The 16,046-nt window shown below is 75.0% G+C and carries 13 protein-coding genes; 9 read left to right on the forward strand and 4 right to left on the reverse strand.

Features of this window, described 5'->3' with window-relative positions; translation table 11 throughout:
* The first annotated feature begins 51 nt into the window (after nt 1–51).
* A complete protein-coding gene (locus tag ACPFP2_RS13465) occupies nt 52–1,038 on the forward strand; it encodes a LacI family DNA-binding transcriptional regulator (RefSeq protein ID WP_424089597.1) in 987 nt (328 codons plus the stop codon).
* A 66-nt stretch (nt 1,039–1,104) separates the two neighbouring features.
* Here the strand turns inward: ACPFP2_RS13465 and ACPFP2_RS13470 are convergent, their stop codons facing one another.
* Nucleotides 1,105–3,192, reverse strand: coding sequence for a DUF4153 domain-containing protein (locus ACPFP2_RS13470; RefSeq protein WP_424089445.1), 2,088 nt, complete (start codon nt 3,190–3,192; stop codon nt 1,105–1,107).
* Nucleotides 3,193–3,291: 99 nt separating this feature from the next.
* Entirely contained in the window at nt 3,292–4,293 is a 1,002-nt protein-coding gene (locus ACPFP2_RS13475; RefSeq protein WP_424089447.1) for a 2-hydroxyacid dehydrogenase, read from the reverse strand.
* A 131-nt stretch (nt 4,294–4,424) separates the two neighbouring features.
* On the opposite strand from ACPFP2_RS13475, the gene ACPFP2_RS13480 reads away from it, so the two are divergent.
* Nucleotides 4,425–5,354: a lytic polysaccharide monooxygenase auxiliary activity family 9 protein gene (locus tag ACPFP2_RS13480; protein ID WP_424089448.1), complete on the forward strand. Its 930-nt coding sequence runs from the start codon at nt 4,425–4,427 to the stop codon at nt 5,352–5,354.
* Nucleotides 5,355–5,939: 585 nt separating this feature from the next.
* Here ACPFP2_RS13480 and mgrA read toward each other — a convergent pair.
* Nucleotides 5,940–6,929, reverse strand: coding sequence for an L-glyceraldehyde 3-phosphate reductase (gene mgrA, locus ACPFP2_RS13485; RefSeq protein ID WP_424089450.1), 990 nt, complete (start codon nt 6,927–6,929; stop codon nt 5,940–5,942).
* Between the two features lie 79 nt (nt 6,930–7,008).
* On the opposite strand from mgrA, the gene ACPFP2_RS13490 reads away from it, so the two are divergent.
* The 7 genes from ACPFP2_RS13490 (at nt 7,009) to ACPFP2_RS13520 (ending at nt 15,275) form a co-directional block, all read left to right on the forward strand.
* Nucleotides 7,009–7,977: an aldo/keto reductase gene (locus tag ACPFP2_RS13490; protein WP_424089452.1), complete on the forward strand. Its 969-nt coding sequence runs from the start codon at nt 7,009–7,011 to the stop codon at nt 7,975–7,977.
* A gap of 127 nt (nt 7,978–8,104) precedes the next feature.
* Nucleotides 8,105–9,391 carry a sensor histidine kinase gene (locus ACPFP2_RS13495; RefSeq protein WP_424089454.1) on the forward strand — a complete coding sequence of 429 codons (1,287 nt, stop codon included), beginning with the start codon at nt 8,105–8,107 and terminating at the stop codon, nt 9,389–9,391.
* Nucleotides 9,388–10,038, forward strand: coding sequence for a response regulator (locus ACPFP2_RS13500; protein ID WP_088977583.1), 651 nt, complete (start codon nt 9,388–9,390; stop codon nt 10,036–10,038). The genes ACPFP2_RS13495 and ACPFP2_RS13500 overlap by 4 nt, the downstream gene beginning before the upstream one ends.
* A gap of 94 nt (nt 10,039–10,132) precedes the next feature.
* Nucleotides 10,133–11,209, forward strand: a complete 1,077-nt coding sequence (locus ACPFP2_RS13505; protein ID WP_424089456.1) for a hypothetical protein — start codon at nt 10,133–10,135, stop codon at nt 11,207–11,209.
* Between the two features lie 97 nt (nt 11,210–11,306).
* Nucleotides 11,307–12,785, forward strand: a complete 1,479-nt coding sequence (locus ACPFP2_RS13510; RefSeq protein WP_424089457.1) for a magnesium chelatase — start codon at nt 11,307–11,309, stop codon at nt 12,783–12,785.
* A 2-nt stretch (nt 12,786–12,787) separates the two neighbouring features.
* The gene (locus ACPFP2_RS13515; RefSeq protein WP_424089459.1) at nt 12,788–14,740 is read left to right on the forward strand and encodes a vWA domain-containing protein; all 1,953 of its coding nucleotides are present in this window, start codon (nt 12,788–12,790) and stop codon (nt 14,738–14,740) included.
* A gap of 64 nt (nt 14,741–14,804) precedes the next feature.
* Nucleotides 14,805–15,275 (forward strand): hypothetical protein, encoded by a 471-nt coding sequence (locus ACPFP2_RS13520; RefSeq protein WP_424089461.1) that lies wholly within the window; start codon nt 14,805–14,807, stop codon nt 15,273–15,275.
* 38 nt (nt 15,276–15,313) lie between these two features.
* Here the strand turns inward: ACPFP2_RS13520 and ACPFP2_RS13525 are convergent, their stop codons facing one another.
* Nucleotides 15,314–16,039 carry an RICIN domain-containing protein gene (locus tag ACPFP2_RS13525; RefSeq protein ID WP_424089463.1) on the reverse strand — a complete coding sequence of 242 codons (726 nt, stop codon included), beginning with the start codon at nt 16,037–16,039 and terminating at the stop codon, nt 15,314–15,316.
* Between the last annotated feature and the right edge of the window lie 7 nt (nt 16,040–16,046).

Genomic DNA, 16,046 nt, shown 5'->3' on the forward strand with positions numbered 1-16,046 from the left:
ACGAGAGGGTGGACCGTGGACTCCGACAACAGCCGGAACGTCACCATCGCGATGATCGCGCGCTTGGCCGGCGTCTCCGTGCCCACGGTCTCCCGGGTCCTCAACGGCCGCTCCGACGTCGCCCCACAGACCCGGGAACGCGTCGAGGACCTGCTCTCCCGGCACGGTTACCGCCGCCGCCCACCGAGCAGGCGCACCAGCTCCGCCCTGATCGACCTGGTCTTCAACGACCTCGACAGCCCGTGGGCGGTGGAGATCATCCGCGGGGTGGAGGACGTCGCGCACAGCAGCGGCGCCGGCACCGTCGTCTCCGCCATCCACCGGCGTACCTCGTCGGCCAAGCAGTGGCTCGACAACATGCGTACCCGCTCCACCGAGGGCGTCATCTTCGTGACGTCGATGGTGGAGCCACCGTTGCAGGCCGAACTGCGCCGGCTCCGCCTCCCCGTGGTCATCGTCGACCCGGCCGGGGTGGCCCCGCAGGACGCGCCCACCATAGGCGCGACCAACTGGGAGGGCAGCCTGCGTGCCAACCAGTACCTGCTCGGCCTCGGCCACCGCCGCATCGGCTTCATCGCCGGCCCGCCGCAGCTGATGTGCAGCCGGGCCCGGATGGACGGCTACCGCGCCGCCATCGACGCCGCGGGCATCGCCATCGACGACGCTCTCATCCGCCCCGGCAACTTCTACCACGAGGCCGGCTACACCGCCGGCGCCCAACTGCTGGCGCTGCCCGATCCGCCGACTGCCATCTTCGCCTCCAGTGACCAGATGGCACTCGGTGTCTACGAGGCGGTCCGCAAGCGTGGCCTGCGGGTGCCCGACGACATCAGCGTGGTCGGCTTCGACGACCTGCCCGAGGTCCGGTGGTGCTCGCCTCCGCTCACCACGATCCGCCAGCCCCTGGCCGAGATGGGCATGCTGGCCGCCCGTACGGTGCTGCGCCTGGCCCAGGGCGAGAAGATCGAGAGCCCGCGCGTCGAACTCGCCACCGAACTCGTCATCCGCGACAGCGCCGCCCCGCCCCGGGCGCGGTGACGGCGGAGGCCCGGCGGCCGCCGGGGCGCGCCGCCACGGCCGGATGACCGTGGCGGCGCGGCGGGCTCAGCGCGGAGCGCGCGTCTTGGGCAGGTCGAACTGGTCGGCGGCCTTGCAGTCCTTCTGGCCGCCGGCCGCGCCCGGCCCGAGCCGGTCGAGTTCGGCCCGGGCCCGGGCCCGGCCCAGGTTCCAGGCGTACCAGGGGTCGGGCTGGTCGAGGTCGTCGTCGATCCAGCTCAACGTGCACCGGCGGACCCGGTCGGGGAGCGTGGCCAGCGCCGGGGTGGCGTCGGCGGAGAGCGCCCGCAGGTACCAGGCGTCGATCTTGCCGGTCTGCTCGTAGCGGGCGACGTTGCGGCGGGCGGCGTAGTCCTCCGGGTTGAGCACGGCGAGGCTCAGCAGCATCGCCACCGCCAGGGCGACGGTGACCCCCGGGATCCACCGCCCCCGCCAGCGCACGCCGGCGGCGAGGACCATCAGGAAGACGGCCCCGAGCAGCAGCTCGAACGCCATCACGAAGATCCGCTCCCCGGTGAAGCTGTAGACCTTCTGGTACGCGTACATGCGGGACAGCGCCGAGATCACGATCACCACGCTGAGCACGCTGATCAGGCCGAGCAGCACCCGCAGCAGGGTGCGCTCCACCGGCCTGTCCCGCCGGGCCCACCGGGTGACCCCGCCCAGCACCGCCAGGGTGAGCAGGGTGACCACGACGAGCTGCCAGAAGCCGCTGCGGGCGTACTCGGCGTAGCTGAGGCCGGCGGTGCGCAGGACGTGGCGCTGGCCGCCGAAGAGCACGGTGAACTGCACGGCCACGAAGCCGCCGAAGAGCGCGGTCAGCGCGGCGATCGCCGGGGCCCACTCCAGGAGGCCGAAGCGCCGATCACCCGGCTCGTCGACGGTGGAGAGGTCCGGCGGGGCGGCCAGGGTGTAGACGGCGGCGACGGCGATCAGGCCGCCCACCGCGGCCAGGAAGAGCCACCGGAACACGCTGCCGACGTTGATCTCCGGCACGATCGCGCCGAGGACCTCGGAGAAGGCCGCGTCGGCGGAGGAGAGCAGGCCGCCGAAGACCAGCAGCACCAGCGCGGTGGCGACCACCGACCAGACCACCCGGCGGACCGCCCCGGTGTCCGGCCCGGCGGTGACGTGCCGGCGTACCCAGGGCAGGCCCCGCAGGGCCGCGAACGGGGCGGCGACCAGGCTGAACAGGATCGAGCGGATGAGCCGGCCGCCGACGATCGCCAGCGCCGCGCAGCCGAGCGCGCCGAGCACGCAGAAGGTCACCAGCCACCAGGCGTTGCGGAAGGTGAGCACCGCGAGCAGCGCGAGCGCCGCCCCCGCCCAGCCGGCCCTCACCAGCCGTTCGGTCCGGGGCAGGGCGGCGGTGCTCCGCCGGACCGCGACGACCACCGCGACGGTCAGCACGAGCCAGCCCAGGAACCAGCCGATGCCGACCCGGCTCAGCGGCACGAAGGACGCCACGCCCAGCGCCGCGGCGCCGACCGCGGCGGGCACCGCCCATCCGGTGGCCGGCTCCGGGCCGGGCCACCGGGTCTGCAGGAAGGACGGCGGGGGCGGGCCGGGGCGGGGTGCCCAGGAGACCGGCGGGCCGCCGTACTGCGGCATCGGCCGTGCCCCGGGCGGCGCGGCGAGCGGCCCGGGGCGCGCGCCGGACGGCACCGGCAGCGCCGGGTCCGCGACGGCGACGGCGACGGCCGGACCGGTCGGGGCCTCGGTGCGGGGGGAGGGGACCGGGTTCGTGGTCGCACCGCCGGCCGGTGGCGGGGGAGCGGTCGAGGGCTCCGCCGCCGGCCCGGGGGGCTGCCCGGTCGGGGCCGAGGGCGCGGGGGTGGCGTCCGCCGGTGCGGCGGCGGGCCCCCCGGTGGTCACCGGCTCCGCGGGGCTCTCCGCCGCCGTCGCCGGCACCAGGGGTACGAACACCGCGTACCCGCGGGTGCCGGGTGGCACGGTGACCGGGATGGCCCAGGCGGGCCGGCCCTCCTGGCCGGGCCACACCACGCTCGGTGGCGCGCCGTCCGCGGTCGGCATGACCAGCAGGTACGGCGTCCCGTCGGCGGGCAGTGGGTTGCCGGCGCCCCCGGCGGGCGCGGCGCCCTCGGGGGAGTCTGGCGTCGGTGGCGGCTCGGACACGGCACGCTCCTCGATCCTTCAGTGGTGCGGTCACTGTAGAGCCGCGCGGGTGCCGCCCGCCGTCCCGTGACCCGGCGTGCCGTGAGCAGGTACGACGGGTCAGCAGACCCGGGCCGGGCCGGTCACCCCGTCGGGGCCGTCGCGCTCGACGGCGGTGAGGTTGGCGATCGTGGTGGCGGCGATGTTGTGCAGCGCCTCCTCGGTGAAGAACGCCTGGTGGCCGGTGATCAGTACGTTCGGGAAGGTGCTGAGTCGGGAGAAGTCGTCGTCGCGCAGCATCTGGTCGGAGAGGTCCTCGAAGAAGAGGTCGGTCTCCTCCTCGTACACGTCCAGACCGAGGTGGCCGATCCGGCCGTTCTTCAGCCCCGAGATGACCGCCCGGGTGTCGACCAGCGCACCCCGGCTGGTGTTGATCAGCATCACTCCGGGACGCATCTGCCGGATCCGCTCGGAGTCGATGAGATGGTGGGTGTCCGGGGTGAGCGGGCAGTGCAGGGTCACCACGTGCGACTGGGCCAGCAGCGTCTCCAGCGGCACGTACTCCACCCCGGCGGCGAGCGCGTCGGGGTTGGGGTAGGGGTCGCTGGCCAGCACCCGGCAGCCGAAGCCGGCCATGATCCGGGCCACGGAGACCCCGATCTTGCCGGTGCCGACCACGCCGACGGTCTTGCCGTGCAGGTCGAAGCCGAGCAGTCCGGTCAGGGCGAAGTTGTGCTCGCGGACCCGGTTGTGCGCGCGGTGGATCTTGCGGTTGAGGGCGAGCATCAGACCCACGCTGTGCTCGGCGACGGCGTACGGCGAGTACTCCGGCACCCGGACCACGGTGAGGCCGAGCTTCGCCGCGGTGGCCACGTCGACGTGGTTGTAACCGGCCGAGCGCAGCGCCACCACCCGCACCCCGGTCGCGGCGAGCTGCTCCAGCACGGGCGCGCCCAGGTCGTCGTTGACGAACGCGCAGACCGCGTCCGCGCCGCGCGCCAGGGGCGCCGTCTCCGCCGACAGGCGGGGCTCCAGCAGGGCCAGCTCGTGTCGCCCGTCGGCGTTCGCGGCGGTGAGGAAGTCCCGGTCGTACGGCTTGGTGCTGAAGACGGCCACTCGCATGGTGATCACGTTAGGCGGCCCGGCACCGGAGTGCGGAGCGGCTCCCAGCAGCCGGGCACGCGGAACGGGGTTCCCGGCCCGTCGAACCTTTGCCGCCCGCCGTCCGTACCAGTGCGTGGGAGGTCCACCTGATGACCGTACGCCGAGTGCTCGCCGTCGTCGCGGCCGTCGCCGCGACCGTCCTGCCGACCGCGACGCCCGCCGCGGCACACGGCGCGCCCACCAACCCGATGAGCCGCTCCGCGGCCTGCGGTCCCGAGGGTCCGCACGCCTCGACCCCGGCCTGCCGGGCGGCCGTCCGGGCCGGCGCGGCCCTGCGGGAGTGGGACAACGTCCGGGCCTTCGGCGTCGCCGGCCGGGACCGGGAGAAGATCCCCGACGGTGAGCTGTGCAGCGGTGGCCTCTCCGCGTACCAGGGGTTGGACCTGCCCCGCGTCGACTGGCCGGCGACGCAGCTGACCGCCGGCGCGACGTTCACCTTCCGCTACCGGGGCACCATCCCGCACAAGGGCACGTTCCGGCTCTACGCCACCCTGCCCGGGTACGACCCGCAACGGCGACTGACCTGGGACGACCTCTCGCCGCGCCCGTTCCTGACGATCACCGACCCGCCGCTGCGCAGCGGGTCGTACCAGATGCGGGGGCAGTTGCCGGCCGGGCTGACCGGGCGGCACCTGATCTACACCGTGTGGCAGAACTCCGACACCCCGGACACCTACTACTCCTGCTCCGACGTGGAGTTCCGGCCGGCGGCGGAGACGTCCCCGGCCGCCCGCGCCACCGACTCGCCGGCCGCCGAGGTCGCCACCCCGAAGTCCTCCGTCGCGTCCGACGCCACCGCCGTGCCCGCGTTCACATCGGCGCAGGACCCGGGCGTACCGGTCGCGTCGGTGACCGAACTCGGCGGTGACGACCTCCGGTTGGTGGTCGGTGGCGTCGCGGTCACCGCCGTCCTGGTCGCCGTGCTGGCCGCGATGCGGCTGCGCCGCCCCGCACCCGTTCCGCCGGGCCGCCCCTGCGAGGTGCGCAACCACCGCGCCGGCCGCCGCCGCATCTGGTGACGTCGGCGGCGGGTCGGCGTTCCTGGCGGGTTCGGTGGGGTGGTGGTGGGCGCTACGGACCTGATCGCACGGACGGATCAGGCGGTGGGCCGGTGGGCTGGGCACTCTCTCACCTGGCCGGGGCTCGCCGGCAACCGGTGGGCGTGAGTGGCGTCGTCGGCGTTCCTGGCGGGTTCGGTGGGGTGGTGGTGGGCGCTACGGACCTGATCGCACAGATGGATCAGGCGGTGGGCCGGTGGATTGGCACTCTGGCTTCGTCGGCGGCCGGAAGGCAACCGGCACACCGGTATCGGGCTGGTCGACATCGGGATGGCCGGCTTCCGGAACGCCGGTGGTCGGCCACGCGGCGCTGGTCCCGGTCATCGGGCACACCGGTGTGCGCGCGTCGGTCGATGGCCGGCCGCTGATCCATCTACGCCATCAAGTCTGTAGCGTCCGCACGACACCCCACGTCCCCGCCGACGCCGCGGACACCCCACGTCCCCGCCGATCCCGCCGACGCCGCCGGACCGCCGATCCCGCCGCCCGCCCGGCGGACCGCTGCCCGATCACTCCGTCAGACTCGCGGTTGGCCGCCCAGGGGCGTCAGCCGAGCAGCCGGTCGATCTCGGCCAGTTCCTCGGCGGTGAAGTCGAGGTTCTCGACGGCGGCGACGTTGGTCTCCAGTTGCGCCACGCTGCTCGCCCCGATGATCAGGCTGGTCATCCGTGGGTCGCGCAGCGCCCAGGCGAGGGCGAGCTGGGCCAGGGTCTGTCCGCGCTGCTCGGCGATGCTGCCCAGCCCTCGGATGGTGGCCAGCCTCTCCTCGGTCAGGTCGCTCTCGTTGAGGAAGGCGCTGGTGCGCACCCGGGAGTCCGCCGGGATGCCGGCCAGGTAGCGGTCGGTGAGCAGCCCCTGCGCGAGCGGGCTGTAGGCGATGCAGCCCGCGCCGACCTCGGCCAGCGTGTCCAGCAGGCCGTCGGCCTCCGTCCAGCGGTTGAGCATCGAGTACGACGGCTGGTTGATCAGCAGCGGCGTGCCCAGGTCGCGCAGGATCGCCGCCGCCCGGACGGTCTGCTCCGAGTCGTAGTTGGAGATGCCGACGTAGAGCGCCTTGCCGGAGCGGACGGCGGCGTCGAGCGCGCCCATCGTCTCCTCCAGCGGGGTGTCCGGGTCGTAGCGGTGCGAGTAGAAGACGTCGACGTACTCCAGCCCCATCCGGCGCAGCGACTGGTCCAGCGAGGAGATCAGGTACTTGCGCGAGCCCCACTCGCCGTACGGGCCGGGCCACATCAGGTACCCCGCCTTGGTGGAGATCACCAGCTCGTCCCGGTACGGCTTCAGGTCGGTGGCGAGCATCCGGCCGAACGCCTCCTCGGCCGCCCCGGGCGGCGGGCCGTAGTTGTTCGCCAGGTCGACGTGGGTGACCCCCAGGTCGAACGCCCGCCGGACGATGTCCCGCTGCCGCTCGAAGGGCCGGTCCGGCCCGAAGTTGTGCCAGAGCCCCAACGACACGGCAGGCAGCCGCAACCCGCTGCGCCCGCTGCGGCGGTAGGTCATCCGGTCGTAGCGCTCATCCGCGGCGAGGTAGGTCACGACCTCGACCCTAGACCGCCGCGACCCGGCCCGACCGTGCGGGCGTGCCACCGGCGGCGGCGCGGGTAGCGTCGAGGGCATGCGCTTCGTCCCGCTCGACACCCCCCGGCCCATCTCGAAGATCGGTCTGGGCACCTGGCAGTTCGGCTCGAAGGAGTGGGGCTACGGCCCGGACTACGAGCGGCGGGCGGCGGACATCGTCCGGCGGGCGCTCGACCTCGGGGTCACCCTGTTCGACACCGCCGAGCTGTACGGCTTCGGCCGCAGCGAGCGGATCCTCGGCGCGGCGCTCGGCGACGACCGGGACAAGGTCGTGGTGGCCAGCAAGATCTTCCCGGTGCTGCCGCTCGCCCCGGTGGTGCAGCAGCGGGCGGTCGCCTCGGCGGCCCGGCTCGGCGTCCGCAGCATCGACCTCTACCAGGTGCACCAGCCCAACCCGGTGGTCGCCGACACCACCACCATGCGGGGCATGCGCGCCCTGCAGGACGTCGGGCTGGTCGGCGAGGTCGGGGTCAGCAACTACAGCCTGCGCCGGTGGCGGTTCGCCGAGGCCGCGCTGGGCCGCCGGGTGCTGAGCAACCAGGTCCGCTACAGCATGATCGACCGTGGTCCGGAGGAGGACCTGATCCCGTACGCGCAGCAGGCCGGCCGGATCGTCATCGCGTACAGCCCGCTGGCGCAGGGGTTCCTCTCCGGCCGGTACGACGCGACGAACCCGCCGAGCGGCGCGGTCCGCCGGGCCAACCCGTACTTCCTGCCGGAGAACCTGGAGCGCGGGGCCGCGCTGATCGCGGCACTGCGCGAGGTGGCCGACGCGCACCGGGCCACGCCGAGCCAGATCGCCCTGGCGTACCTGCTGCACCACCCGAACGTGGTGGCCATCCCCGGGGCGTCCGGCGTGGAGCAGATGGAACGCAACGCCGCCGCCGCGGAGATCGACCTGGCCGACGACGAGTACGCGGCCCTGGCCACCGCCGCCCGGCAGTTCCGGCCGGTCACCGGCCTGGCCGCGGTGCCGAAGCTGATCCGGGTCCGAGCGGGGCGGTGACCAGGCCGGACGTACCCACCGTCGGCGGCTGACACGCCGTTCCGACGAGCGCGCGGGCGGGCCCGCAGTGGCCGATCTCCCCGTCGTGGGGGATCCGCCGGGCCCGACCAGTGGCGAGAATGGCCGGATGGGCCTCCGGACGGCAGTCGCGCCGCTGATCCGTGCCAGCACCCTCCGACGCGGCGTGTTCCTGCTGCTCGGCGGGGTGCTGGTGCTGCCGTACGTGCTGCTCGGCGTGACCTTCGCCCAACTGCTCACCCGGGGGGAGGTGCCCCGGCCGCTGGTCCTCGGGCTGGCGGTGGTCGCCGCGGTCATCGGCGCGGTGCCGTTCTTCCTCGACGGCAGTCGGGCGTTGGAGATCGCCGCCGTCCGTGCCCTGCTCGGCGTACGGCTGCCGGAGCCCGCCGCCGGACACCCGGCGGACCGGGAGACCCGGCTGCGCGCGGCGCTCTGGATCGTCATGCACATGACCGTCGGCGGGGTGGTGATGTTCGCGCTGATCAGCGCCCTGCCGATGGCGCTGTCGGTGATCGCCGCGCAGTTCGGCATCGGCGCCGAACTCGTCGCCCGGGAACGGTTCGGCCCGCTCGACGGGCGGGACACCGGCTGGCTGACCCTCACCGGGGTACTGGTGCTGCTCGGCCTCGGCTACGCCGTCGCCGGGCTGGGCGCGCTCGCCACCTCGATGGCCCCGGTGCTGCTCGGCCCCTCGCCGGGCGAACGGATCGCCGCCCTGGAGGCGCGGGCCGCCCGGCTCGCCGAACGCAACCGGCTGGCCCGGGAGCTGCACGACTCCGTCGGCCACGCGCTGACCGTGGCCACCCTGCAGGCCGGCGCGGCCCGGCAGCTCCTCGACGACGACCCGGCGTTCGTCCGGCGTGCGCTCACCGCGATCGAGGAGACCAGCCGACACGCGATGGACGACCTGGACCACGTGCTCGGCCTGCTCCGCGACAGCGGCGACGGCAGCCGCGCGCCGGCGGGCACCGCCCCGCAGCGCACCCTGACCCAGCTCGACCGGCTGGTCGCCGACACCCGTACGGCGGGGCTGCCGGTGACGGCGGAGATCACCGGCGAGCTGGGGGACGTGCCGGCGGTGGTGTCCCGCGAGGGCTACCGGATCGTGCAGGAGGGGCTCACCAACGCCGCCCGCTACGGTCGTGGGCCGGTACGGCTGCGGGTGGGCGTGCCCGGGGAGCCGGACGCCGGGGACGACCCGCCGGGCGACCGGTGGTTGGAGATCGAGGTGGACAACGCCCTCGCCGGGGTGGCCCGGCCGGGGCGCGCCGGGCGCGGCCTGGACGGCATGCGGGAACGGGTGCTGCTGCTCGGTGGCCGGATCACCGCCGGACCGGAGGGCGACCGCTGGCGGGTCAGGGTGCGGCTGCCGGTGCCGAGGGGGGAGACACGGTGAGCGTGGACGTGCTGGTCGTCGACGACGACGAGCTGATCCGGGTGGGGCTACGGGCGATCATCGACGCCCAGCCGGACCTGCGGGTGGTGGGGGAGGCCGCCGACGGGGCGGAGGTGCCGCCGCTGGTGGCGAAGCTGCGTCCCCGGGTGGTGCTGATGGACGTCCGGATGCCCTCGATCGACGGCATCCAGGCCACCCGGCGGCTGCTCGCCACCTCGGCCGACCCGCCGAAGGTGCTGGTCGTCACCACCTTCGCCAACGACGAGTACGTCTACGAGGCGCTGCGGGCCGGGGCGAGCGGCTTCCTGCTCAAGCGGGCCCGGCCCGCCGAGGTGGTGGAGGCGATCCGGGTCGTGGCGGCCGGTGACTCGCTGCTCTTCCCGGCGGCGATCCGGCAGCTCGTCGGCGCGTACGGCGGGCCGGGCGGGGACCGACTGCGCTCGGCCCGGCTCACCGAACGGGAGGCCGAGGTGCTGCGCCTGATGGCCACCGGGCTGTCCAACACCGAGATCGCCGCGCAGCTCGTCGTCGGTGTGGAGACGGTGAAGACGCACGTCGGCAACGTGCTGGCCAAGCTCGCCGTCCGGGACCGCACGCAGGCGGTGATCGCCGCGTACGAGTCGGGCTTCGTCGTTCCCACCGGCTGATCCCCTGTCGGGGCCGGGCCGGTCCCCCGGGCGGGGGAGCGGGTTCGCCGGCACGCGGGAGGGATGCCGCCCCGGTGCGGCCGACGCTGGTCCCATGACGACGATCACCACAGCGCCCCGCACCCACGGTGGCTGGACCGGGCGGGCCGCGCCGCTGGCCGCCGGTTGGCTCGGCCTCTGGGGCGTGCTCGCCCTGCTCTGCACCCTCACCGGCGCCGGCTACCCGTTCGGCGCGAACGACCCGCACGGCGGTGACGCCACCCTGCTCCGGCTGCTGCCGGTGGACGTCGCGCCCCCGGTCTTCGCCGTGCTCCTGCTCGGCGCCGCGGTCGCCGCGCTGGTGATGAGCGGTGGCGTGGCGGCCGGGCTGCCCCGGCCGCTGCGCGTCCTGCTGCTCGGCTACGGCTGGACGGTCGCCTTCCTGCTCGCCGTCGTGGTGCCGGACTTCCGGGTGCTGGCGGTCCTCGGGTACCTGCCCATCCTGATCGTCGGCGCGCCGTTCGGCTGGCCGGATGTGGACTACGCCGACATCTTCACCTGGTCGCTGTTCGCCAGGTTCTCGGCTGTCGTCGCCGGGGTGCTGCTGGCCGGGGCGGTGCTGGCCTGGCAACGCCGCACGGTCGCCGGGTGCCCGGCGTGCGGGCGGGACGGCACCGACCGCGACACGGCCCGGCTGGCGACGGTCGTCCGCCGGGGCCGGTGGGCGGCGTATGTGGCCGCGGTCATCCCCGCCCTGTACGCGGTGACCCGGCTGGCCTGGGCGGTCGGCGTGCCGCTCGGCATCGACCGGGCGTTCCTCGACGAGATGCGGGAGTCCGGGCAGGTGTGGTCCGGTGCCGGGTTGGGCGTGTTCGCCCTGGTGGGTACGGTCCTCACGCTCGGTCTGGTGCAGCGCTGGGGTGAGCGGTTCCCGCGCTGGATGCCGGGGCTGGCCGGCCGGCGGGTGCCAGTGTCCCTCGCCGTCGTGCCCGCCGGTGGGGTCGCGGTGGCGGTGACGGCGGCCGGTGTCGGCCTGCTCTCCACCTCCGCCTTCTGGGACTTCTCCGGCGGAGTCGACCTGGCCATCGCGCCGGTCCTGCTCTGGCCGCTCTGGGGCGTCGCGCTCGCCGTCGCCACCTACGCCTACCGGCTGCGCCGCCGGGGTGCCTGCCGCCGGTGCGGCCGGGACTGACCGGGCCCGACGTGGGGACGCCCCGCCGGGACGGGTGGGGCGTCCGGACGGGTGGGCAGCACGCGGAAGGGGGCGGCGGCGGGTGCACCGCGCTAGCGTGGTTCGGGTGACTGCGCCCCATCAGGTACTCCCGGTCCCGCCCGCCGACCTGCCGGGCACGCTCGGCGCGCTGCGCGCCGCCGGGCACGGGTACAAGACCGTCAAGCAGGAACTCCGTGACAACCTCCTCGCCCGGATGCGCGCGGGCGGCGACCGCTTCCCCGGCATCGTCGGCTACGACGACACCGTCCTGCCCGAGGTCGAGCGGGCCCTGCTCGCCGGGCACGACATGGTGCTGCTCGGCGAGCGGGGCCAGGGCAAGACCCGGCTGATCCGTTCGCTGGTGGCGCTGCTCGACGAGTGGACCCCGGTCATCGAGGGCTCGGCGCTCAACGAGCACCCGATGCACCCGCTCACCGCGGCGTCGCGCGCGCTGGTCGCCGAGGCCGGTGACGACCTCGCGGTCGGCTGGCTGCACCGGTCGATGCGGTACGGCGAGAAGCTGGCCACCCCGGACACCAGCGTCGGTGACCTGATCGGCGACGTGGACCCGATCCGGCTGGCCCAGGGGCGCACCCTCGGCGACCCGGAGACCATCCACTTCGGACTGGTGCCCCGCACCAACCGGGGGATCTTCGCGGTGAACGAGCTGCCCGACCTGGCCGAGCGGATCCAGGTGGCGCTGCTCAACGTGCTGGAGGAGCGGGACATCCAGGTCCGCGGCTACCAGCTGCGGCTGCCGCTGGACCTGCTCCTGGTGGCCAGCGCCAACCCGGAGGACTACACCAACCGGGGCCGGATCATCACCCCGCTCAAGGACCGCTTCGGCGCGGAGATCCGCACCCACTACCCGGTCGACCTGGACCTGGAGCTGGCGCTGATCCGGCAGGAGGCCGACCTGGTCGCCGAGGTACCCGAGCACGTGCTGGAGGTGCTGGCGCGCTTCGCCCGCGCGGTGCGCGAGTCCCCGTCGGTGGACCCGCGCTCCGGGGTCTCCGCCCGCTTCGCGATCGCCGCGGCGGAGACCGTCGCCGCCGCCGCGCTGCGCCGCTCCGGCCTGCTCGCCGCCGGTTCCGCCCCGTCGGCGGCCGGCGACGCCACGGTACGCCCCGAGGCGCCGGTCGCCCGGGTCGGCGACGCGGTGTCGGTGACCTCCACCCTGCGCGGCAAGGTCGAGTTCGAGAGCGGCGAGGAGGGGCGGGAGATCGAGATCCTGGCCCACCTGCTGCGTACCGCCACCGCCGAGACCTTCCGGGCCCGGCTGGCCGGGCTGGACCTCTCCGGCTTCATCTCCCTGGTGGCCGAGGGCACCGTGATCGAGACCGGTGAGCTGGTCTCCTCGGCGGAGCTGCTGCGCCAGGTCGGCACCGTGCCCGGGCTGGCGAAGGCGCTCGACCGGCTCGGCCTGGGCGACGCGCCCACCCCGGAGGAGGCCGCCGCCGGGGTGGAGTTCGTCCTCGAGGGGCTGCACCTGACCCGGCGGCTCGGCAAGGACGTCACCGAGTCGGGCCGTACCGTCTACGGTGGCCGGAGCTGACGATGGCCGGCAACCGGTTCCGGTACGGCCAGTGGCGCGGTGGGCCCGACCCGCTCGCCCCGCCGTACGACGTGCGGGCCGCGGTGGACGCGGTCGGCGCCGAGGTGCTGGCCGGTGGCAGCCTGCGGGAGGCGCTGCGCGACCTGCTGCGCCGTGGCCCGCAGGGGCGGGGCGGCCTGGACGACCTGGCCGCCCGGGCCCGGCGGCTGCGTCGGGAGGCGCTGCGCCGGGGCGACCTGGACGGCGCGGTGACCCGGGCCCGGGCCCTGCTCGACCAGGCGCTGGCCGCCGAGCGGGACGAGTTGCGCGGGCGCGACGGCGACGACGCGCGCTTCGCCGAGGCGGTGCTGGACAACCTGCCCCGCTCCACCGCCCGGGCCGTGGAGGAGCTGGCCGGGTACGACTGGGCCAGCGACGAGGCGCGGCAGGCGTACCGGAAGATCCTCGACGGGCTGCGCGGCGAGGTGCTGGAGCAGCGCTTCGCCGGGCTGCGCGACGCGGCGCGGGCGGCCGGCGACCCGGCCGTGCAGCGGCAGCTCGCCGAGATGATGGGCGACCTCAACGACCTGTTGGCCCGGCACGCCCGCGCCGAGGACACCACCGACGCGTTCGCCGAGTTCATGCGCCGGCACGGGCAGTTCTTCCCGGAGCAGCCGAAGGACGTCGACGAGCTGGTCGACGTGCTGGCCCGGCGGGCGGCGGCGGGGGAGCGGCTGATGCGCTCGCTGTCGGAGCGGCAGCGCGAGGAGCTGGCCGGGCTGATGCGGCAGTCCCTCGGCGACCGGCTGGCCGGTGAGATCTCCGCGCTGGACGGGCACCTGCGGGCGCTGCGTCCCGACCTGGACTGGCAGCGCGGGGAACGGGTCCGGGGTGAGCAGCCGCTCGGCTACGGCGAGGCGACCGGGGCGCTCGGCGAGATCGCGGAGCTGGACGAGCTGCTGGACGCCCTGGACCAGGACCATCCGGGGGCCACCCTGGACGACGTCGACGTCGAGGCGGTCGCCCGGACGCTGGGCCGCGACGCCGCCGACGACGTACGCCGGCTGCGGGAGCTGGAGCGGGAGCTGCGCCGGCAGGGTTGGGTGAGCCGGGACACCGACGGGCTGACGCTGAGCCCGAAGGCGCTGCGGCGGCTCGCCGGCACCGCGCTGCGGCGGGTCTTCGCCGACCTGACCGCCGGCCCGCGCGGCCAGCACGACCTGCGTACCGCCGGGGCGGCCGGGGAGGTCAGCGGCGCGTCCCGCCCGTGGGAGTACGGCGACGAGCAGCCGCTGGACGTGGTGCGCACCCTCACCCGCGCGGTACGCCGCAGCGGGCCCACCGTCCCGGTGCAGCTCGCGGTCGACGACTTCGAGGTGGTGGAGACCGAACGGCGGGCGTCGGCGGCGGTGGCGCTCTGCGTGGACCTGTCGTACTCGATGATCTCGCAGGGGCGCTGGGGGCCGATGAAGCAGACGGCGCTGGCCCTGTCGCACCTGGTGGCGACCCGCTTCCCGCAGGACGCCCTGCAGATCGTCGGGTTCGGCCGCCGGGCGCTGCCGCTGACCCAGCAGGAGCTGGCGGCGGTGGAGCCGGACCTGGAGCAGGGCACCAATCTCCAGCACGCGCTGCGGCTGGCCGGGCGGCACCTGCGCCGGCATCCGGGGGCGGAGCCGGTGGTCCTGGTGGTCACCGACGGGGAGCCCACCGCGCACCTCGACCCGGACGACGGGGAGGCGTACTTCCACTGGCCGCCGCTGCCGGAGACGATCGAGGCGACCGTGCGTGAGGTGGACCGGCTGACCCGGTACGGGACGACGTTGAACCTGTTCATGCTCGGCGACGATCCGGGCCTGCGCCGGTTCGTCGACGCGGTGGCCCGCCGGTCGAAGGGGCGGATGTTCACCCCGGACCTGGAGGACCTCGGCGAGTACGTGGTCTCCGACTACCTGCGCGCCCGTCGGGGCCGCCGTTGACCCGTCCGGGTGATCTCACCGGGCGGCGCGGCGCCCGGCGTGCCGGGGCACGTTGACTGGGGGCATGGACAGCGGCGACCTGCGGCGGGCGTACGACGAGCTGCTCGCCGAGGTGGAGGTGGGCGGCTTCGGTGGACCGCAGCCGGGGCAGCTGAGCGCCGAGCAGATCGTGGCGCACCTGGCCGCCAACGACGAGCTGATGAGCGAGGCGACGGAGGCGGTGCTGGCCGGGTCGCCGTTCGCCTACTACGACCTGGAGACGATCCACCGGCCGCAGGTGGACGCGCTGGTCGCCGAGTGCGGCGGGCTGGACGGTCTGGCCACCCTGCTGCGCGCCACCAGTCACAAGCTCTGCGCCCTGGTGGAGCGGCTGGGCCCGGCGGCCGACACCCCGGTGGAGACGCACCTGCGGGAGGGTTTCGACCTGCGGGTGGACGAGCCGCTGCCGTGGTCACGCACCCTGGACCTGCACACCCGGGTGCACCTGCCCAAGCACCTGGCCCAGCTGCGGATGCTGCGCCCGGTGGTGGCGTAGCCGGCGACGTCGGCCGACCGGGCGTAGTCGGCGGCGGCTCAGCCGACCGTCCACTGCTGCTGGGCCGAGCCGGTGCAGGGGACCTGGCGCAGTTCGTCGCCGGCCTCGGTGCCGCCGTCGGAGACCTCCGCGCACTTGCCGGAGTGCACCGCGACGATCAGCACCGGGCCGCTGCCCACCGGGGTCAACCGCCACTGCTGGTTGGCCTGGCCGTGGCAGGGATACTGCTGGAGCTTCGCGCCGTCGTCGCCGCTGCCGCCCTCGACGTCCAGGCACTGGCCGTGCGCGGCGTTGGTCAGGGTGACCAGGTCGGGGGTGACCGGGTTGGCGACCCACTGCTGCTCCGGCCCGCCGGTGCAGGCGGCCAGTCGGGCCTCGGCCTTCTCGTCGTCGCCGTCGGTGCCGACGCAGAGGCCGGAGACCACCGACCGGAGCACCTTCGGCCCGGTGACCGCCGCCGGGGGCGGCGGGGTGGTGGGCGACGCGCTCGGCGAGGGCGGGGCGCTGCTCGCCGTCACCTCGGGGATCTCCGGGGTCGGCTCCTGGGTCGGTGGCGCGGACGCGGCCGTCGCCGGCACCACCGGCGGTTCGTCGCCGCCGCCGAGCACCCCGGTGGCGAAGAAGACCCCCAGCAGTACGCCGACCAGCCCGGTGGCCAGCGCGAACCGCATCAGCGGGTCCCGGGGCAGCAGCCCGGGGCGCGGGGCCCGGCGGGCGCCGTAGACGGTGCCGGACGGGTCGTGGTGCTCGTCGGGGACGGACATGGGGGCA

It is taken from the genome of Micromonospora citrea (assembly GCF_049629545.1).
Lineage (GTDB): Bacteria > Actinomycetota > Actinomycetes > Mycobacteriales > Micromonosporaceae > Micromonospora > Micromonospora citrea_A.